The sequence below is a fragment of the Deltaproteobacteria bacterium CG11_big_fil_rev_8_21_14_0_20_42_23 genome, from assembly GCA_002796345.1.
Taxonomy (GTDB): Bacteria; UBA10199; UBA10199; order 2-02-FULL-44-16; family 2-02-FULL-44-16; genus 1-14-0-20-42-23.
In genome coordinates this window covers 1-19,776 of the sequence record PCXC01000005.1, presented here as the reverse complement: position 1 = coordinate 19,776, position 19,776 = coordinate 1, and the positions used below count along the sequence as shown (strand labels likewise).

Annotated in this window: 22 protein-coding genes and 3 tRNA genes; 2 read left to right on the top strand and 23 right to left on the bottom strand. The window is 43.1% G+C overall.

The genetic code is table 11. The features are described from left to right. Positions 1–93: 93 nt before the first annotated feature. The 4 genes from COV43_00495 to COV43_00480 form a co-directional block, all read right to left on the bottom strand. Positions 94–858 carry a hypothetical protein gene (locus tag COV43_00495; protein ID PIR26810.1) on the bottom strand — a complete coding sequence of 255 codons (765 nt, stop codon included), beginning with the start codon at positions 856–858 and terminating at the stop codon, positions 94–96. 42 nt (positions 859–900) lie between these two features. After that, positions 901–1,230 (bottom strand): hypothetical protein, encoded by a 330-nt coding sequence (locus COV43_00490; protein ID PIR26809.1) that lies wholly within the window; start codon positions 1,228–1,230, stop codon positions 901–903. After that, on the bottom strand, positions 1,217–1,588 hold the full coding sequence (locus COV43_00485; GenBank protein PIR26808.1) for a four helix bundle protein: 372 nt from the start codon (positions 1,586–1,588) through the stop codon (positions 1,217–1,219). Before COV43_00485 ends, COV43_00490 begins: the two co-directional genes overlap by 14 nt. 134 nt (positions 1,589–1,722) lie before the next feature. Further along, positions 1,723–1,798, bottom strand: a tRNA-His gene (locus COV43_00480). A gap of 188 nt (positions 1,799–1,986) precedes the next feature. On the opposite strand from COV43_00480, the gene COV43_00475 reads away from it, so the two are divergent. Further along, positions 1,987–2,688 (top strand): hypothetical protein, encoded by a 702-nt coding sequence (locus COV43_00475; protein ID PIR26807.1) that lies wholly within the window; start codon positions 1,987–1,989, stop codon positions 2,686–2,688. A gap of 242 nt (positions 2,689–2,930) precedes the next feature. On the opposite strand, the gene rimO is transcribed toward COV43_00475, so the two are convergent. The 8 genes from rimO to rdgB form a co-directional block, all read right to left on the bottom strand. Then, positions 2,931–4,244, bottom strand: a complete 1,314-nt coding sequence (gene rimO / locus COV43_00470; protein ID PIR26806.1) for a 30S ribosomal protein S12 methylthiotransferase RimO — start codon at positions 4,242–4,244, stop codon at positions 2,931–2,933. A 203-nt stretch (positions 4,245–4,447) separates the two neighbouring features. Continuing rightward, on the bottom strand, positions 4,448–4,777 hold the full coding sequence (locus COV43_00465) for a DUF86 domain-containing protein (GenBank protein PIR26805.1): 330 nt from the start codon (positions 4,775–4,777) through the stop codon (positions 4,448–4,450). Beyond that, positions 4,761–5,282, bottom strand: coding sequence for a hypothetical protein (locus tag COV43_00460; protein PIR26804.1), 522 nt, complete (start codon positions 5,280–5,282; stop codon positions 4,761–4,763). Before COV43_00460 ends, COV43_00465 begins: the two co-directional genes overlap by 17 nt. Positions 5,283–5,346: 64 nt before the next feature. Further along, entirely contained in the window at positions 5,347–6,654 is a 1,308-nt protein-coding gene (locus COV43_00455) for a hypothetical protein (GenBank protein PIR26803.1), read from the bottom strand. 101 nt (positions 6,655–6,755) lie between these two features. Next, positions 6,756–7,802, bottom strand: a complete 1,047-nt coding sequence (locus COV43_00450; protein PIR26802.1) for a hypothetical protein — start codon at positions 7,800–7,802, stop codon at positions 6,756–6,758. A gap of 308 nt (positions 7,803–8,110) precedes the next feature. Continuing rightward, positions 8,111–8,527, bottom strand: a complete 417-nt coding sequence (locus COV43_00445) for a hypothetical protein (protein PIR26813.1) — start codon at positions 8,525–8,527, stop codon at positions 8,111–8,113. 248 nt (positions 8,528–8,775) lie between these two features. Further along, a tRNA-Pro gene (locus COV43_00440) sits at positions 8,776–8,853 on the bottom strand. A gap of 66 nt (positions 8,854–8,919) precedes the next feature. Next, positions 8,920–9,516, bottom strand: coding sequence for a non-canonical purine NTP pyrophosphatase, RdgB/HAM1 family (gene rdgB, locus COV43_00435; GenBank protein PIR26801.1), 597 nt, complete (start codon positions 9,514–9,516; stop codon positions 8,920–8,922). A 61-nt stretch (positions 9,517–9,577) separates the two neighbouring features. Between rdgB and COV43_00430 the strand changes: the two genes are divergently transcribed. Next, on the top strand, positions 9,578–10,240 hold the full coding sequence (locus tag COV43_00430) for a hypothetical protein (protein PIR26800.1): 663 nt from the start codon (positions 9,578–9,580) through the stop codon (positions 10,238–10,240). Here the strand turns inward: COV43_00430 and COV43_00425 are convergent. The 11 genes from COV43_00425 to COV43_00375 form a co-directional block, all read right to left on the bottom strand. Beyond that, on the bottom strand, positions 10,237–11,649 hold the full coding sequence (locus COV43_00425; GenBank protein ID PIR26799.1) for a replicative DNA helicase: 1,413 nt from the start codon (positions 11,647–11,649) through the stop codon (positions 10,237–10,239). The two genes, COV43_00430 and COV43_00425, sit on opposite strands and share 4 nt — an antisense overlap. Positions 11,650–11,722: 73 nt before the next feature. Continuing rightward, positions 11,723–12,166: a 50S ribosomal protein L9 gene (locus COV43_00420; GenBank protein ID PIR26798.1), complete on the bottom strand. Its 444-nt coding sequence runs from the start codon at positions 12,164–12,166 to the stop codon at positions 11,723–11,725. A gap of 31 nt (positions 12,167–12,197) precedes the next feature. Further along, positions 12,198–13,220: a hypothetical protein gene (locus COV43_00415; GenBank protein PIR26797.1), complete on the bottom strand. Its 1,023-nt coding sequence runs from the start codon at positions 13,218–13,220 to the stop codon at positions 12,198–12,200. Between the two features lie 95 nt (positions 13,221–13,315). Continuing rightward, positions 13,316–13,729, bottom strand: coding sequence for a 30S ribosomal protein S6 (rpsF, locus tag COV43_00410; GenBank protein PIR26796.1), 414 nt, complete (start codon positions 13,727–13,729; stop codon positions 13,316–13,318). A 65-nt stretch (positions 13,730–13,794) separates the two neighbouring features. Continuing rightward, positions 13,795–14,340 (bottom strand): aminoacyl-tRNA hydrolase, encoded by a 546-nt coding sequence (locus COV43_00405; GenBank protein PIR26812.1) that lies wholly within the window; start codon positions 14,338–14,340, stop codon positions 13,795–13,797. Between the two features lie 24 nt (positions 14,341–14,364). Next, positions 14,365–15,003, bottom strand: a complete 639-nt coding sequence (locus COV43_00400; protein PIR26795.1) for a 50S ribosomal protein L25 — start codon at positions 15,001–15,003, stop codon at positions 14,365–14,367. A 47-nt stretch (positions 15,004–15,050) separates the two neighbouring features. Next, a complete protein-coding gene (locus COV43_00395) occupies positions 15,051–16,004 on the bottom strand; it encodes a phosphoribosylpyrophosphate synthetase (GenBank protein ID PIR26811.1) in 954 nt (317 codons plus the stop codon). A gap of 263 nt (positions 16,005–16,267) precedes the next feature. Then, positions 16,268–16,342, bottom strand: a tRNA-Gln gene (locus COV43_00390). A gap of 4 nt (positions 16,343–16,346) precedes the next feature. After that, complete coding sequence (locus COV43_00385; GenBank protein ID PIR26794.1) at positions 16,347–16,601, bottom strand: septation protein SpoVG; 255 nt, start codon at positions 16,599–16,601, stop codon at positions 16,347–16,349. A 138-nt stretch (positions 16,602–16,739) separates the two neighbouring features. Then, complete coding sequence (ispE, locus tag COV43_00380; protein ID PIR26793.1) at positions 16,740–17,669, bottom strand: 4-(cytidine 5'-diphospho)-2-C-methyl-D-erythritol kinase; 930 nt, start codon at positions 17,667–17,669, stop codon at positions 16,740–16,742. Positions 17,670–17,726: 57 nt separating this feature from the next. Continuing rightward, a partial coding sequence (locus tag COV43_00375; GenBank protein PIR26792.1) for a hypothetical protein occupies positions 17,727–19,776 on the bottom strand: 2,050 nt, incomplete at its 5' end.

Genomic DNA, 19,776 nt, shown 5'->3' with positions numbered 1-19,776 from the left:
GCAATTTCAAACGCCCTTTTTTCAACAACACCAAACCGTAAACCACTCTCATTACTCACTTCGATGTGCTCATGGAGGGTTTTTCAGGGGGGACTACATATGCTTCTCTAAAGCTCTCAAAAGGCTTGCTTGAACCGTCTTAAAATCCCAATGTGCCATTTCCAACATAGTATGACTTTTGTCTAAATCTTCTATGGCCTTAAAACCAAGGCAATAGCCAGCCGCTTTAGGCATGCCTTCATAATTAATATCTTCGTGATCTTCCATCAAAAACCATTTTTGATAGTACATCTTTGCTTTCTTCATATCTCGGTCTTTCATGAAGTCCGTGCGATCTCTCAAAAATCTATGAGCATAGCTTTGATATTCGTTCTGGCATCGATTTTTCAAACCTGAATCCAGCAAAATTTGAGCATCACTTAAACGTGGATTCATTTGAGAACTCACATACGTCGCAAGCCCTTCATTCCAAAGCTTCATGAGTAAAGGATCTTCTTTAATCTTCTTCAAAATTTCAGGAGTGACGAGTTCATGATAAACGTGAAAGAATTCATGTGCAAAAAGTGCATCAAGATTAATCTTGTGAAGAACAACTTTATCGATTCCAAAGGCAACAACCATTTGCATATTGCCATTTTCTTGTTCTACCCAGCGCACTCGTCCGCCAAAATTATCAAACGAAAGAGTTCCATAAACAGTAACTTTGTTATTCCCTAGAATCTTCTTTGCATCTGGGAAAAACTTCCAAAAATCCTTAAGACGCTTCTTGCTTGTATAATCAAAATGCTGAAAAGTTTCTGTTAAATCATCGTAATGCTTTTTATATTTCGGAAGATACTTTTTTAAATCCTTTTTCAACTCTTCATTGATGTCCCAAGTATTATTTTCTTTTTTATAGGACTACGTCACATCACGGTAAAAATTGTAATATGGTTTCGAAAAGAAAATATCTTTGAAGAGTTTTGCTTGATCTTCAAATTGAAGATTTTCTGCCTTTCTCCAAAATGTAATAAAATCTGGTCCAGCATTTATTATTTTAAGCTCATTCGTACAGGAAAGAACAAAGACGCAAAAAGAAAGAATCAGGAAGTATAAGGTTGGCTTCATGAGAGCACGTCTAAACAAGTTGTTTTGATTTATCAAGGCACAGTTCGAAACCTCAATTGAGGCACACAAAAAAGCCCCAGCTTTCACTAGGGCTTGATGAACTGGGTGGTTATTTCTGATCAATTTTCTCCACAGACTTGATTAAACTGCTGAGCATTTTAGCCATAACCTGAAGATTTTCATAGCTTGATGAATATTGGATATCATCAAGTAAATTTTTTCGATGCAATACTTGAACGAGCGGCACACATTCAAACACAGATCCCCGAGCAATCCAGAAGAACTGTCGTTTATCACCTTTGTGCCACCTGCCATTTCCTTCGGCAATGTTGAGAGGAATTGATAGAGCTGCTCGGGAAAGTTGATCGAGCATTTGATAGGACACTTTTCCCTTTAAGGATTCACACAGAGCCTCTGCTTGCTCAACCCAATCAAGTGCACGTTGATATACATCAAGCTTTTCGAAGGCAAATTTTTCCATGCTTGTTCCTCTACTCTCTACTCTCCAATTTCTAATTTCCCGATTTTTCGTTGCTCAAATCAACACCAAAACCCAGAAATTAGATTATTAGAAATTTGAAAATAGAGGAACGATTTTTCTTAGCGAAAAATCGTTGGGTGGCCAATGGGACTCGAACCCACGACCTCCTGGACCACAACCAGGCGTTCTAACCAACTGAACTATGGCCACCATATTTCTGATCCAAAAGCTCCCGGCTTCTAACGAATCACCCTCTCTTTGTCCAACCTTTTTTTGGGCTCAGCTTTCTTTTGAGTTTAGCTTTAAAGAGTTTTGGCTAAGGTAGAGATATCAATAGACTTTCATTTTTGAATATGTAAAATTGCGGCATTAATTTTTTCACTCATGAAGGGGGACAAATGAAAAGAAATCTGTTGTGTGGAGTATTGGCACTTTTGCTGCTGAGTGGCTTATCAGGCGAAGCAAGTGCAAACAGCGAAGGCTGGGATCAAGGGTTTTACCTATCGGTTGGCGCTGGATACATGCAAGTAAACAATGACAGTCATGTCATTACCGGAAGTCAATTCAGCAAAAACTGGGAACCAGCTCTGGCCAACCTCACCATTGGTTGGGATGCCACCATGTGGGTGCGCCCTCTTCTTTCTATGACGTACACCACGGCTACCTCAAGCGTTGGTAATGCAGGAGCAGCTGTTGGTGCATTTCCCGCGGGAACTTTCCCCACAGAAAATGCGCGCGAACATGTGTTAGATATTACACTTGCTAACAGGTTTACGCTTCCTTACTTCGTTGAAAAAGGAAATGACGCTACCGTGAAATTTCTTCCCTACTTAAAAGTGGGCGGAACAGCGCATGCTCTTTTTGTAAACGCATCAACTGATGCCAACAAAGTTGGCGCTTTTGGCGGCGGACCAGCTGTAGGTATCGGCGCACAAATCAACGTGTGGAAAGGCCTCTTCTTTAACATCGATGCAACCGAGCACCTCATTTTCCAAAAAGCTTACAAAACTACCGTTGCAGGAACTCCAGATACCAAAGTTACTGACGGTGGATTCAAACCTCGCTTCGCTGTTTTGGGAAGCATCGGCTGGCACTTTTAGTTTTTACTAAAATTGGAATAAAGAAAAAGCATCTCAACTCGAGATGCTTTTTTTGTTTTTGATTCTTGTTATTGAGTTAATTTTGTCATCCTGAACATCGTGAAGGATCTCCTCGTTCAATTCAAAAATGTAAATTGCCAGAGTGGATCCTTCGTTACTCTCAGGATGACAAAGCAACATTGCCAGAGGAGATTGCACGTCACTTCATTCCTCGCAACGACAAAGCTAAAAACAAAAAACGCTTAAACCATCTCCCCCACTAAATCATATGCATGCGCTTCGGTGATTTTTACCTGTGCAAAACTTCCTGCTGGCAAATCACACTCGTTCAGAAACACAACACCATCAACGTCTGGCGCCTGGCCTTGATGTCTGCCTGTGATTACCAATGGCTCATCAGCGCTTGGGCCATCTACTAAAACAGAAATAGTTTTTCCAACCCAGCGTTCATTGCGTTGCTTCGAAACTTTTTGCTGCGCTTCAAGCAAACGATTTCTGCGATCTTGCTTAATCATATCGGGAACATCATTGGCAAGCTTTGCAGCACTGGTGCCCTCTTCCGGAGAATACGTGAACACACCAACATGATCGAAGTGACCTTCTTCTACAAACGAAAGCAGCTCTTCAAATTCAGTTTTCGTTTCGGTGGGATATCCAACAATAAAAGTAGTTCGTAACGTAAGATCTGGAATTTTTGTACGCACAGCTTCGATAATATCTCGCACATCTTTTCCCACACCTTCGCGACGCATCGACTTCAAAATGCGATCGTTAATATGCTGGATGGGCAAATCAAGATAGTTGCAAATCTGCGGATGATCTTTCATCACATCCAAAACCTCCATCGGGAAACCTTGTGGATATGCATAAAAGAGCCTAATCCATTTTTCTTGAGGAAGTTCAGTTAAGGCTTCAAACAATTTCTTTAAAGTGGTTTCATCTTTTCTATCGCGACCAAAACCTGTTGAATCTTGTGCAATCAAATTTAATTCGCGCACACCTTGATCAAGAAAATTATTAGCTTCAATCACCAGTGAATCGATAGAGCGCGATCGCAGTGGTCCACGTAATTTTGGAATGATGCAAAACGAACATGCATGTTGGCAACCTTCGGCCAATTTCAAATAGGCATAATGTTTTGGAGTGGTGAGTAAGCGCGGCAAAGTTTCATCTGCAAGTGCGCGAGGTTTTCCTACTGCTACATCGCATTCAGATTCCAGCAAACTCACTATTTTTGGGTATTCGCCGGTACCTATAAACAAATCCACTTCTGGCATTTGTTTTTTCAACTCATCAGCATAGCGCTGCACCAAGCATCCGGCCATCACCAATTTTTTCAGCTGGCCAGTTTTTTTCAGCTCCGCCATTTCCAACACGGTGTTGATGGACTCTTCTTTAGAAGCTTCGATGAAGCCACACGTGTTCACAATAATCACATCGCAACGCATGGGATCTTGGTTGATGTGAAAGCCCGCTTTTTTCAGCGCACCCAACATCACTTCAGAATCCACAAGATTTCGCGAACAACCCAAACTTATTAAACCAACGGTTTCCATAAAACATCACTCCTTAAACTCAAAGGTGAGCACGCCCTAACACACTTCGGCAAAAGTACAAAGAAGTTGTGGAGAGAGTCGTTTTTTTTGAATTCCACTTGCTCAAAAAGGAGCTCTCGTACAGAAAAAACAGGAGTTTTGAGAGGGGGTGCCAAAACCAGTAATAATATCAAACAGTTAAACTATAGTGGAACGCACCCTGCTCATTTTAGCTTTTTTTGCAAATATGCCTTAAGCGGGCCCAGCCCTTCTTGCGAAGTGCGCCAGACAGTCTCGGCATCCACACCAAAATAATCATGAATGAGCTTATGGCGCATGCCCGTAATTTTTCCCCATGGAACAGGCGAGTCTTTTACCAAAGTTTTTGGAATTTTTCCGGCTGCTTCTCCAATAATTTGCAATTGATAAATAACAGCACTTACTGTTTTACGATCTCGCTCAAATGCACGCCAACTGTATCCCTGCAAATAGGTTTCAATTTCAGCGATGGCCAACAACATGTGCTCAAAATATTTTTCAGGCGACTTGTTCATAAAGAGTTTCACTCGAGTTTAAAATGTCATTGGCAAAAATGGGAGAAAGAGAATGAAGTGTTACGAGGTCAAGTTTATGATTGGTCTTAAAAAGTTTCTTTAGCTCTTCCTCAATTTCATCGAGTTCAAAAAAAGTTGGGGCCTTTTCAAAATCAACAAGCACATCAATGTCACTCTTTTTTTGAAAATCATCTCGAAGCACAGAACCAAAAAGAGAAATTGAGCGAATGTGATATTTTTTGCAAAACTTTGAAATTTTTTTGGAATCAAGTGAAATGCGTCTTGCTAATCTTGGCTTCAATTCTTCTGGTGTAGTGGAAAGACGGAGGCGATATCCCAAGGCTTCGAGCAACTTATCCAAATTGGTGAGATGAATATTTCCACCATTCAAAAAATGCGCAATACTTTGTCGCCGCACTCCACTTACTTTAGCCAGTTCGCGCAGAGACATTTCACTTTTGTGAAGAAGGTAACGTACTGTGGGCCTAAGATCCATAAAGCGCATGGTACTATATTTAGTACCACTTGTCAAATATCGGTCTGTTTTTAGCCCCAAATGAATTGGAACACTATGCTCGCAAAAGCGCACTCAAGTCTGCACTTGAACCATGTTCAATCCAGGCGCGAATCATACTTGGGGTAACAGGTTGGCTCACTAAACGGTGGTACCAATAGTGGGGGCTGGGCTGCCCATTCCAGCTAGGTCGAGCATAGAGTTTAGCCATCAAGGCTGCACCCATGTAGTAAGTAAAGGCATAACTGCCGTATTTTTTTACAAAGTTGGCGCTCTTTAGTGCATCTGCTTCTGTGGAAGCTGCGTTAGTTCTGAAAAAGTTCTGAACTTGTTCTGCACTTGCACCATCTGCAAACAGAAACACTGCATTTCCATATGCCGTTTTTAAAGCTGTGACTGCTTGCTCATATTCACGTTCTGCATCGAGATGAGTCATATGTGCAGCGGGAAACAAAACATCTTTGTGCCACGCAATCCAAGTTTCTTTATCCATCACCAAAGGAAGTGCAGTCATAGCAATACCTTCCGCTACGGTTCCCCACGGAACACCAAATAAATCGATGCTGTGTTCTAGCCATCTGTGACCACGGTCAAGATAATGTTCGATGCCAACATGATGCAGATGATGGCCCAAGCCAGCTTCATGCATTACAGTATCGGCGAGATGCGCAAGCGCCATTGGCCTATCGCCGTTAAATTGAACAAGAGAATGGCCCTTCCCTTGCCACCAATTGTAGCCCGTCCAAGAAACACCATGGGCAAGTGCAAACTCTACACTATTTTTTTCGGGTGCTGTGTAGAATGCTGCAGATAATTTTTGAACTTTAGGATAGATGGTTTTGTGAATCAAGCGAAGAGCAAGGTTTGGATCAATTGATCGTGCTTGATCACACTCTGCTCTGCGCTCTGCTAAAGTTTTTGATCTGTCATTTTTTCCAGGAAGCAAATCATGAAGTCTGTTTCTAAGATCTTGAAAGTGCAGATCAGGAAACGGCGCTACATCAACACCGTAGAGCAGCTTCGCTTCATCTGCTACACTGAAATGTTTACCTTGAAGAATTTGCACATTCGCCCGAAGTGCTCTGGCGTGTTCAAGCAACCAAATAGATCGCTGAAGATGAAGAAAATGACGAGGGACTCTAATGCCTTCCAATTGATGCACTAAATTCTCTGCAGTGCTCTCAAGACGATCTAGCGGAACTGGAGCTCCAGCTTTCATTGCAGCTTGTAAATGCAAAGCAGTTTTCCCTGTCGCTGCATCTACAAAATGTGGAACATGTGTTCCAATTCCTAGGCCTAATTGTACATGGTTATAAGCAGCGAGACGAGGGCCACTTAAACTTTTTGGAGCTGAGAGCATCATGTGTTTTTCCTTCGTTACGGGAAAACTGCACCTACCAGCATAGCAAGGTGGTGTCAATATTTGCGGGGTATGAGTAAATAAAAAACTCATTTTTTATTTTCTCAAAGAGGCTTCCAGACAGCTTGTTCTAGAACATCTCCAATGCAACGTGAAATCTGAATCGATTCTTTCACGGTGGGTAAAGGGAGCAATGGGGAATTTTTACCGAGGCTTTGATAGAAAAGATGAAAGAGATTTACAAAACCCGAAAGCCAACCTTCGGGATGTTCCTCCGGAAATTGCAAAACATCTCCTTCAAGATGTGGCGCTCGTTGTATCCAAATTTTTTCGTTCTCTTTTGAAAAATATATTTTTCCCGACAATACATCATCCGTACCAAGCTCACCATATTCTCCTACGACACGAATGCTCATGCGATTGGAAAATCCTTTCGCAGCCTTAGAAAGTTTTACAGAAACAGGAATTTTATTTTCGGAAAGAAGTTCAAGCTCGGCTTCAATATCAGAACACTCAGCAACTTTTCCGTCATAGTGAATACAAGCTTTCTCTACAAAAAGCTGCTGGTGCAAAAGATGCCTCGCCATATCAAGAGTATGCGAACCAATATCAGCTAAGACGTAGGAATTGCCATAGACAAGGGGATCCGGGCGCCAAGCATCTTTTCTTTTTTTCAGCCAAGATGATTGTAAATATGAAATATCTACTTTTTTTATTTTTCCTACTTCAGGCAAACGCTGCATCAGCATAAGTGCCGTTGGATGATAGCGAAAAGAAAAACACACCGAAAACAATGACGAAGATGCAGTAGATATCTGAGAAAGTTCAGAGAGAACACTTTGATGATGTACCAAAGGCTTCTCACAAAGAATTGCCTTTCCATTTTTTGTAGCAATACGAATAGCTTCGAGATGCGCTGTGTTTACGTTGCAAATGTGAACTGCATCAATTTGGGGATCGTCACACAAATCTTGCACGCTGGATGCGCAAACAGGAATATTAAAATCTGCGCAAAATGTTTGTGCATTGCTGAAGCTTCGATTTGTAACTGCTTTTATTTCAAGCAACGGCAAGGCTCGAAGGGCCAGAGCATGCACACGCGCTATTCGCCCTGCGCCGATTATACCAATCTTGAATGGTTTTGTTTGCATTGAAGAATGAGCTCCGCAGAAGATGGTTTTCAGAAAGCACCTAACGCCTAGCGCAAAAGAAGTAAGTGAACAACGGTAATGTAAAAACAAAGCTGTGCGTCAAAGCTATCAAACTCCAGCTTCTCGTCTACCGACGAATACACAAAAAAAAGATAGACCATATGGCCTCTCTTTTTTGCGCGCCCGGCAGGACTCGAACCTGCGGCCTACGGCTTAGCTTACCACTATAGTTTTCACTACATTACGGATGATGTAATTTTGTGGTCTGGACTATATCTTCACCATCTCAGGTGCTACACGTATAGTCTCTACGGAACCCAACGATAATCAGCCGCTTTATTAATTTTACTCAGCTGATTATTCTTCGGCGTACTTACCCTCAAGGTTACTGTCTTGTTAAACCGTTTTGGATCAAAGTAATAACATTCGTCGGTGTCTGGACAATAAACGCAATAAAGATCAACTTCTTCCTTATTAATGGCTCTCATATGGGTTCCATTTTTATCTGTCCAACACGTTCTAAAACCAAGTGTTAAACTTCCAGTTTTATCCAAGGACTTGTATTTCACTTGGACGCTCTTAAAAATCCCATTCCTATAAATGACAAGATCAAATGGAGCGTGTTCAGTAACCGGATTTAAAAGAGTAAATCCTTGTTGATGTAAATCAACTTGAGCTTTCAACACACCTAGGTCGCCCTTTTCTTTTGTATGATGTCCTCTCATATTCAATTTACTGACATATGATAGACCTCCATACGGGTCAACCATTGGTTTCCTCGGGATTGCCATCAGCATTACCTGTTAAGGTTTCCCCGATACAGTGTAGTCCACTTCATAAGTTTCTTTTCCCTATGAAGGCTCCTAATGTTTGTAGCTTAAAGGCAGTTGCTCTATCCACTGAGCTACGGGCGCAATTTTTCAAAGAACTTTTTTGCTCTTGAAACGAAAAATCTGACCTGAAGTCAGATTTTTTGTCGGGGTGATAGGATTCGAACCTACGACTTCTTGGTCCCAAACCAAGCACTCTAACCAGCCTGAGCTACACCCCGTGTGTATTTACTGTCTGTATCTTCATCGCTTGAAACAACCGCAGATTTTGAAAAAGACGCTGGCTTCTAACCTTCTTTAGAAAGAAGTGCAACTAAAACCTGCATGGCTTTTCGAAGCGCCCTTCCCCGGTGGCTATAAGCGTCCTTTTCGCCTGGGGAGAGCTCTGCAGCGCTTCTATCGGTACCTTTCACTAAAAAAAGCGGGTCATAGCCAAAACCATTTTCGCCTCGGGGTTCTTGCAAAACACTGCCTTCCATCTTGCCCTCAAACTCCCACTTGTTTCCGGCTGGCGAAACAAGCACCAATGCACAATGAAATGAAGCTGCGCGTTTTTCTGTGGGCACGCCATCCAGTGCTGAAATCAATTTGGCGTTGTTATCGCTGTCAGTCGCCCGCTCACCCGCATAGCGCGCGGAGTAAACGCCGGGTGCCAAATCAAGTGCGTCTACACACAAGCCAGAATCATCAGCCAAACTCCACGCGTCTGGCTTATGACACGCCAATGCTTTTTTGCGCGCATTTTCCAAAAATGTTTTTCCATCTTCAAGTACATCGGAAAAATGTTCCTCTTCAAAACTTACCACTTGGAGATCTATGTCGCTGAGCATGCGTTTTATTTCAGCAAGCTTCCCTTTATTTTTTGTAGCTACGATTAATTTCATTCTCTTCCCCAGTGTTATCAATTGCCATTTTTTCCTAACTTGCTAGAAGCGTTCCCTATATATGATGAAAAAACTTTTTGTCACCTTTTTCTGTTTCGGTTTGCTTCAAGTTTTATTTTTTTCAACGGCAAACGCTCGTCCGCTGGATGGTTTTCATGAAGGACCCTACATCACAATAGGAACAGGCCTCGTTCAGTCAGATTTCGATTTTGATCAAGCCGCGCAAACAGCTGTGGGGTCTGACTTTGAGCGTTTGATCGGCCTCACTTTTGGCTGGAACATTACCGATGCAGCTTCACTAGAAATTCATGGTTCCTACGCAACCAACTTCAACAGCGGACGAAGAGAACATCTTATTCACTCCAACATTAGTGGAAAATACAGTTTCATTTTTGATGCCCTCACCAAATGGAAAACATTTCAGATTTTGCCGTATCTCAAAGGTGGAATTTCCGGCCGCATTGGTTCTCTTCCAGGAAATGTTTTGGCGAGTGACACTGCCGTTACCACGCAAGCTATTGGCCCATCCGTCGGCGGTGGCGTTGCCATGATGTGGCATAAATATTTTTATTTTGGATTTGATGTTCAGGAAGATTTTTTATTTGAAGAAGGTATACATCAAGATCTTGACCTTGCTGCACCTGCATTAGCCGCACAACGTGTTTACGATAGCGGTTTCAAACCTAGTTTTTCAGCGCTTCTTTTTGTTGGCGTTCATTACTAATATCCATCTTCAGCTGAAGGCACATCGCCCACTCCTTCTAAAATATGTGAAGGAGATGCTGATGATTGGTCTACATGTTGCGCCAAGTTATCGAAGCGTGTGATGTTGTGCCTAAACGCAAGTGTCGCCCGCCCGATTGGTCCATTACGCTGTTTGCCGATGATGATCTCAGCTTTTCCGGCATCAGGAGTTTCTTTGTTGTAGACTTCATCGCGGTAAATAAACATCACCACGTCTGCATCTTGCTCGATTGAACCAGACTCACGCAAATCAGAAAGCTGTGGACGCTTATCTTGCCTGGCCTCTAATCCGCGGTTTAACTGCGACAGCGCCAACACGGGAACGCTTAACTCTTTTGCAAGGGCTTTAAGTGAACTGGAAATTTCTGCAATTTCGCGCTCTCTGCTTTCGATGCGGCGCGAAGCTCGCATCAGTTGTAAATAGTCCACCACTACGAGATCGAGCCCATGCTCGCGCTGAAGTCTACGCGCTTTTGCTCGAAGTTCCATCGAAGTAATTGCGGGCGTATCATCAATGAAGACGGGAGATTCAGATATCATGCCGGCTGCACGGGTTAGCTTTGGCCAATCGCTTTCAGCCAAAAAACCCCCGCGCAATTTGGTGGAATCAATTTCTGCACGCGAACACAGCATACGTTGCACCAGCTGCTCTTTTGACATCTCCAGCGAAAAAATAGCGCAATATTTTCCATGATCGATGGCAGCATTTTCCAGAATGCTCAGCACGAATGCTGTTTTTCCCATCGAAGGACGACCTGCAATAATCACCAAATCCGAGGGCTGAAAACCACTCGTCAAACGATCAAGATCTTTAAATCCACTTGGAACACCTGTGATTAATTCTTTGCGTTCGTAGAGTTGTTCGATAGCCTTGAAGCTGTCTTTCACAACATCCTTCACCTGGCTAAAGCCTTTTTTGGTGCGGTTTTGCGCCACATCGAAAATAATTTGTTCGGCTTTATCAAGGTATTCATTCACATCGGCGTGTTGCTGATAGCCATCACTAATAATTTGTGTAGCACCTTCAATCAAACGACGGGAAACGGATTTTTCACGAACGATTTTACAGTAGGAGGCAACATTTGCAGCTGTTGGAACTTGATCGACAAGGAAAGAGAGGTAGGTTGCGCCGCCAACTTGATCGAGAACATTTTTTGACTTCAAGTGACTGGTGAGCGTGATGATATCTACGGGTTCACTTTTTTGGTAGAGATCGAGGACGGCTTCGTAAATTTTGCGATGGGTTTCACGGTAAAAATCTTCAGCTTGAACAAGCTCTAAACAGCGATGAATGGCTTCATTATCAAGAAGCACAGCACCCAGAATTGATTGCTCTGCTTCAATATTCTGGGGCGGCACTTTAAATTGTTGAAGATCTGGGGGTGTCATGGAACCTCAAACACATTTCTTAAGATTAAAAAACAACACACGCTTTCTCTTCGCTCCCCCAAGCAAATCGAAATTATTTTTTCTCTACAGAAACTTTAAGCATTGCTGTTACTTCAGCATGAAGCTTAAGGGGAACTTCACAGTCACCAATTTCACGAATTGGATCTTTAAGTTGCAGTTTTCTGCGATCGATTTCAAAGCCTTTTTCTTTCACCAATTCAGCAATGTCTTTTGAAGTGATAGAACCAAAAAGTTTTCCTTCTTCGCCCACTTCTTTTTCAAATACAAGCTTTAGCTTGTTCAACTCTACTGCCAATTTTTCAGCTTCTGCTTTAAGTTTGGCTTGTTTTGCGGAAATGATTTTGCGTTGGTGCTCAAGCATTTTCATGTTTTTGGCATCAGCAACAACAGCTTTCTTTTGTGGGATGAGAAAGTTACGAGCGTAACCTTCTTTTACGTTCACAATTTCTCCAGCTTTTCCGAGACTTGAAATTTCTTCTTGTAAAATGACTTGCATATTTTCTCCTTCTTTCCTTCCAACGTTTATTTCATAAGTTTTGTTTAGTATTTACTTTTCTCTCTCGGATATTCAACCACACGTCAAAAATACCGATGAGAAAAAGGAAAAGACTTACCTGAACGAAAAAAATCACCAACATAATCATGGCCGCGGTTCTTAAAAAAACTGAGTTCACCCGCGTAATAAAAAATAAAGCTACAGCTAAACCTTGGAGAACGTAAAGCGCAAAAGCTGTAATGGCAAGGTTTAGCGCCACTATCTCCAAAAAGGTAGCGCCGACTATATATTTCCCCGCAAAAAAGGCAAGGCCCGAGATGATGAGAAGCCAAATAAACTGATCGGGAAGGCGAAACGCTGAAAATGGCTTTATACAAGCAAATGCGGGCAAATGCTTAAAAAGTCTTCGGGAGAGCAAAGTATTTACCACCAGCGTAAACAGGCAAAAAATGGCAAAAAGCGCCGGAAAGTAGTGCAAAAACTGCACTGAAAATTCGTGCTTGTTTCCAAAAAGTTGTGACATCGCAGCCCCAGATGAAGAAGCGCTCTCGGCTGCTTCAATTTTTGCCAGCAATGACTCAAGGTGCTGCACGCTGCTGTTGTAAAGGGAATCGGGGCTGAGGCTGACAAAAAGTACGAAAAACAGTGCCAGCAAGAGAAGAAGTTTTACGAACGAGGAAAGAAACCAAGTATTGAGGTCTCCACTTTTCTGTAAACTCTGAAAAAGAATCAAGCCGGCAGAAAAGAAAAAAATGAAATAAAAAAGCCCCAGTAAAAAAACTGAAAATCGGGAAAAGTGCTCTAGTAAAAGAAATCCCGGCAATACAAAATTTCCTACATCTGAAAACTGTTCGGGAAGAAATAAGGAGAATGCTGCTACAATGAACAAACAAAAAACAACTCCCAATTTTGAAGCATTTTTCAAGCCTATCCAAGAAGCCAGTGCAAAAGAAGCAAGTGGAATAAGCAAGGTAAAAAAACCAGAAAAGTAGGAAAACAAAAGCAAGCATGAAACAATCAGCGTTTTTTTTGATAACACTCCAAGATTCATCATGAAAACATTTTCCTTAAGCCAGGTAGGCTTGTGCGGGCACAAACAAAAAAGGGTCAGAGTCTTATGGCTCTGACCCTATCAAGATACACAAAAAATTACGATGCTTTATCTGCTGTTGGCGCTGGAGATTGAGCTGGTGCTGCCGGTCTTTCTTCAGCTACAACTGGTTTTCCTTCGCCTCTTGCTTCAACTTCTGCTTTTCTTGCTTCGATGTCTACCGTTTCACTTTTGGTAACGGTGAGAAATCGAATTACAGATTCGTCCAATTTCATCGCGCGCTCAAGTTCAGAAACTGTTTTTCCTGCAGCTGCGTAATCGAAACAAAAGTAGATGCCTAGTTTTTCGTTTTGGATTGGATAAGCGAGCTTTCTTCTTCCCATATTACGAGCAAAGAAAAGATGGCCTCCATTTTTTTGAATGATCTTGCTTAGCTTGTCATTCATTCCTGCAACTTGCACTTCGGTTTGAGAGGGGTGATAAATCACAACCGTTTCATATTCTCTCGTCATTTTACTTCCTCCTTGTGGGTTCTCTTCAAGCCACTCACCTAACGCAAGTGACTAAGGGGATACTCCTAATGATACTTCGTTTGCACAAAACTTAATTCATGCGTTAAAAAATCTTCAATGGCATTCACCATTTCATCCAAAAAATCTGGGAGCTGCTTCAGCTCTTGCTTTGAAAAGGGTGAAAGCACAAAATCTGTCACTGCCCTTTTGGTGGCACCACCAATGCCTGCTCGTAATCGGTAAAACTTTTTCGTGCCCAGATGATCGATGGCAGATCTTACTCCGTTATGTCCACCGTGACCACGATCGAAGACAAACTTCATTTTTCCGAACTCAAGGTCAAGATCATCGTGAACAACCAGCACCTGCTCGTGAGGAATCTGATAATAATCACTCGCAGACCGAACTGCTTCCCCAGATAAATTCATGTACGTCTGAGGTTTTATAAGTATTACTTGCTTCTCTTGAAATTTTTCTTTTCCAAGCAAAGACTTATGAGCCTTTGTTTCAACAAGCATGTGATGTTTCTCTGCAAAACGATCTATAATCAGAAATCCAAGGTTATGACGATCGTATTCATATTTCTTTCCTGGATTTCCAAGACCTGCAATAAGCCAAAAGGCACTCACGTGTTTTTAGCCCTCTTTCTTCTCAGCTGCTGGAGCTGATTCTGCAGGAGCCGCACCTTCTGCTGCAGCTGCTGGTGCTTCCTCTTCTTCAGCTTTAGGAGCAAGAAGAGCTACAAGAGTAAAGTTGGTTTGGTGAGGCGCTTCTACACCTTCTGGGAAGGTGAGATCTTCTAAGTGAATATTTTCGCCTAACTGAAGTGCGCTCATATCAACTTGAATGCTTTGAGGAATTTTGTGAGGCAACGCTTTCACATGAAGCGTTCTTCGGAACTGTTCTAGAATTCCACCCTCTTTTACTCCTGGCGCCTCGCCTACAAGTTCAACTCTCACTTCGATATCGATTTTCTTGTCTAAGCTAATTGCTTGAAAATCAAGATGCGTGATGTTTCGTTTGATAGGATCAGCTTGGTAATCACGTACCAAAGCAAGCACTTCTTTTCCGCCATCTACTTTGAGATCGACAAGAACGTTTAGGTTTCTATCTGCTTTCTCTACGGCTTTGAAAGAGTTTGCTTCAATTTCGATGGAAACAGGAGCTTCAAGCGCACCGTAAAGCACCGCTGGGATTGAACCTGCAATGCGCGCACGGCGAGCAAAACCTTTGCCCACTTCTCTTGTTTTTGCTGTTAATGGAATTCTTTGCATATTTCCTCCACACTTAAATCTTTCTCTCACTTCACCTTCAAGCTTGCTTATACAAACAATGAAGAAACTGAGTCTGAGTTATGTATTCTTGCAATGGCCTCTCCCAAAAGAGGAGCAACCGAGAGCACTTTTATTTTGTCACACTTTTCTGCTTCTTCAGAAAGTGGAATCGTATCGGTTACAATCACCGATTTAATATTAGACTCCATCAAACTGGAAACAGCCGTACCTGAAAGAACAGCATGAACACAACACGCATGCACTTCTGTGGCACCTTCGGCAAGCAATGCTTCGCTTGCTTTTATCATGGTACCTGCGGTGTCTACGATATCATCTAAAATGACAACGCGTTTTCCTTTTACATCACCCACCAAGTTCATCACTTCACTTACATTTGGTTTGGGCCGTCTTTTATCAATGAGCGCTATCGGACACTGTAGCAACTTTGCAAACGATCTTGCTCTTTCGGTTCCACCAACATCTGGGCTTACTACCACCAAGTTGTCGTTGAGCTCATTACTCAAATAATCAATCAACACCGGTTTTGCATACAAGTGATCTACCGGGATATTGAAAAACCCTTGAATCTGGCTTGCGTGTAAATCCATGGCCAAGATTCGATTTGCACCAGCTGCTGTAATAAGATCAGCAACCAACTTTGCCGTAATGGGAGTCCTTGGACTCACTTTTCTATCTTGCCTCGCATACCCATAATAGGGAATGACCGCTGTGATGCGGTCTGCAGAGGAGCGACGAAGTGCATCAATAATAATGAGCAACTCCATCAAATATTCATTTGCGGGCCGGCACGTTGGCTGAACCACAAAAACATCTGCGCCACGAACATTCTCTTTTATATCAACCCAGGTTTCGCCATCGCTGAACTTGGTTACTTTTCCCTCGGTGAGGTTTGTTTTCAAATAACGTGCAATTGACTCCGAAAGTTTACAATGAGCATTTCCTGAAAAGATTTTGAGATTACTGCTTCCAAAAATACTCACTTCATCTCCCTTCGTTGTCAAAACAACTCATCATTTTTACTTCTCATCCACTTGCACCATTGCTGGGGCGGTAGGATTTCCCCTTCGAAATCAAGAAACGTAAAACATTTCTTTCTCCGAGGACCCCAAGCCGTAATCGCTGCGTGCATAAACTGCATGCCCGCATCTCAACGTCTTGGTGCTTCCCGTCTGCTGGAAAATCAGCAGACTGAGGTTCTCACCCCTTTTTCCGCGCCAATTTCAAGATAAAATCATCTTGAAATTTGCTGGGGCGGTAGGATTCGAACCTACGTATGCATGGACCAAAACCATGTGGCTTACCGCTTGCCGACGCCCCAATTCTTATCTTTTCTCGTCGTAATAGGCCTTTAAAATACTTTGCGTAAGATAAGACCTGAGTTCATCGTTTATAGGATGAACGGTATCACGATAACTGCCATCTCTTCTTTTACGTGATGGCATTGAAACAAATAACCGGTCTTTCTTTTCAATGATTTTGAGGTCTCGAATAACAAGGCAATCCTCAAATGTCACTGTCACGTAAGCCTTTACCGCGTCTTCTTGAACGGGAAAAACCTGAACCTTTGTTATTTGCATAAGCTTCCTAAATGTTGCCTACACTACAAGAGATCAAAAACTCGAGAGCAAGCTCCCGAGTTTAATCCAGGGAAATCTGCTAACGGTTTTTCGGCCTCAAAGGGCCGAGTTTTAACTGCTGGACTCGGATAAAGCGTTTCAGAGCGTCTCGGTGACAAACCCCTTCCAAGACGATGGCAATTGCTTCTCTGCTTGTACTGAAAGTTCTCGTGTTTTAAAGACTCCAAAAACGGTCGGACCACTTCCAGACATCAACGCTGCGTCTGCTCCAAACTTAAGAAAAAACTCTTTCATTTCAGATATTTCTAAATACTTTGCTCGGGTGACTTCTTCAAGATCGTTCGTCAAACCACACAGCACCTCACTGCGCGCAGCAAAAGGCGCACCCCTCCTAACACCAGCATTTTTACCTGTCAATTGGAAATCATCCTTATCTGACTGTTTTTCCAGTGTTCTTTTCTGCTTTTTGGTCCCCGGGCCACCCGGGAAAAAAAGCTTATCACATTCTTTATAAACCCAGGCTGTTGAGACCTCGATACCTGGATTCACCAGAAGCAAAAAAAGCTTAGGAAAACAATCGATTGGCTGAATTTTTTCACCAATCCCATGAACGTAAGCAGCCGGGCTTTCGTGGCAAAAAAATGGAACATCAGCCCCCAAGCTTTCTCCATGTTTGGCCAAAGCATTTGCATCCAGCTTCAAATCCCAAAGGCAATTGAGGGCCTTAAGGGTGGATGCCGCATCACTAGAGCCTCCCCCCAAACCAGCGGCGACGGGAATGTTTTTCTCAAGGTGAATCGATGCCCCTCGCTTTACCTGATACGTCTCTTGCAGCAACTTGGCAGCCTTCACCACCAAATTATTATGGGCATTCATGCCTTCGTTTTGGATGGAATCGCAGGAAAAAGTGATTGCGGTGGTTTCGGGGTGATCGTGGATGGTGATAAGATCGGCGAGCTTCAACTTCACCATCACCATTTCAAGTTCATGGTAAAAATCTGGCCGCAAAGCCACAACGCGAAGGATAGTATTAATTTTTGCGGGAGCGCTCACGCTGATTTTTTTCATCGCCAGCAGCTAGCGTATTTGTGAAGAGGGTTCAAGAAATTTCTAGAAGCAAAAAAACTACTGACAAAGCGTGTTAGGATTTATTGCGATGTATCGTTTTCCTTCATCAAAGTAAGATCCATCTGAAAGGGCATATAAATATCCAGCTCCATCAAAGTGAATGTGTGAAAGTGGCGCCTCTACAGAAGCCACACAATCAAAAGCTCCAGGCACTCCATTTTGAAGTGGCGCAAAAAAGATGGCGCCCGCAGAATCTGATACAGCAAGGTAATCCGCCGAAGCAGCAATGCCAACGATGCTTCCTTGAACAAGAGAAGAGAGATCGATGCGATCAATCTCTTGCAAACGATCAGCTTGAACATTCACAACAGATACACTGTTTTCAGAACTCCACGCTGGATAGACATAGGCCCTATCTACACTCATCGCAAGATCGCTAAACAACTGCATCACCCCTTCTTCAAACCGCAACTCTGTTGCCATTAATAATTCTGGCGTATCAAGACGAAGCATGCGCAAAGAAGGAAGAACGGTATTGCCAAAAACATTCACTCCACCACTGTTTAAGGTTAACATGCGGGAAGATGAGAGAGGATGAAGCGCTTCAAAGGAGAGATCTGGAGAGAAGGCCCTATAACTTGATCGATCTACACGAAAATCTTCTGAAGAAGTCTGTAAAAGAGATGGGCCTGTAATGACATCTCCTTCTGGATCTCTTTCTTCGGCGGAGGGAAGTCTGCCGATAAATATTCTTCCGCTTTCATACGCGGCACTTTGCGCTCTTCCCACCAAAAACGTAAAACTAAAACCACCCGCTCCTAACGTAAGAGGATTGAAGTGGCGAAATTGAAGTGAGTTTCCTTGCTCAAGATTGACAAGATGAATGCCGCCACCAAGTGCACTGTCTAAAGCAATTGCAGCCTGATTGCTCCCTGCTTGCGTCATGCTTGTAGCATCATACACATGATGAACACCATTCACATCGTCTTGTTCACTTGGAAGATGCGCTATTGTTTCGCACTGTTCAGAACCTGCTCCTTCAAGAAAAGAAGCTGCACTCGCTAAGGTGCAACGGAACAGCACAAGATTTGATTCATTATTTTCACCAGCTGTATCGGGAAGAGAACAAACGCCAAACAGAGCATCAGTGCCGTTTACATTTAAAATGCGAGTGACATATGCATCGCATCTTTCAACAATGTCTGCGGGCAATCGTGCAAACACGTCATTAATGTGTGGACGTTCAAGATCGCAGGCGTTTCCCATTCCGTCTTCGTCAATATCGGCTTGATCTGCGTTGGCCGCAAAAGCGCAATTATCTTCGTCATCAAGAATGCCATCGTTGTCGCTATCCAGAGGAACTGGAGTCGCATCAACTTCAGCATCAATTGCGGAATCAACAGCTGCATCAGCGGCATCTTCAACACGCATATCTTCTGGCGCTGCATCTTCTCTTGGAGCTACGCCTTGATCTGGATTGGCAGCATCAACCGATTCATCTACACCTTCGTCAGCAGCATCTGGAAACACAACAACTGCCGCGTCTTCTACAACACCTGCATCAGCTGCATCTGCGCTTTGTGCATCTTCCGCCGGTGTAGTGTCTGGAGTTATTCCCACATCTGCTGCATCTGTTGCATCCGCTTCAACACCAGCATCATGAGCTGCATCTGCAACTGCGTCTACTGCTGCAGCATCAACGCCTGCATCGGAAGCAACATCTGGAACATAGCCATCCGCTTCTTTCATTTCCATATCAACAGCCGCATCAACACCGGCATCTTTTTCATCTTCGGCATCCGGCGACACACCCATATCAAGGATAGCTTCTGCATCTGGCTCTGCGTCTGGTTTTCCGGCGAATTGACCGCCAGCTCCAGGCATTGCACCTGTGCCAACATTGCCGCCCATACCCGGATCTTTTCCACCTTCTCCACCTTGCATGGTGTTGTCGTCAGCTTTTGAACCATCGTCACAAGCAGAAAGAAAAAGTGAGCCCAAGGCAATCACCCCAACTACAATAGTGATGGGCTCGAGAGGAGAAATTCCTTTTAGGCTATAGCTTGATACAGCATGAGGAAGATTGCTTGAAACAGAAAGTGCTGGC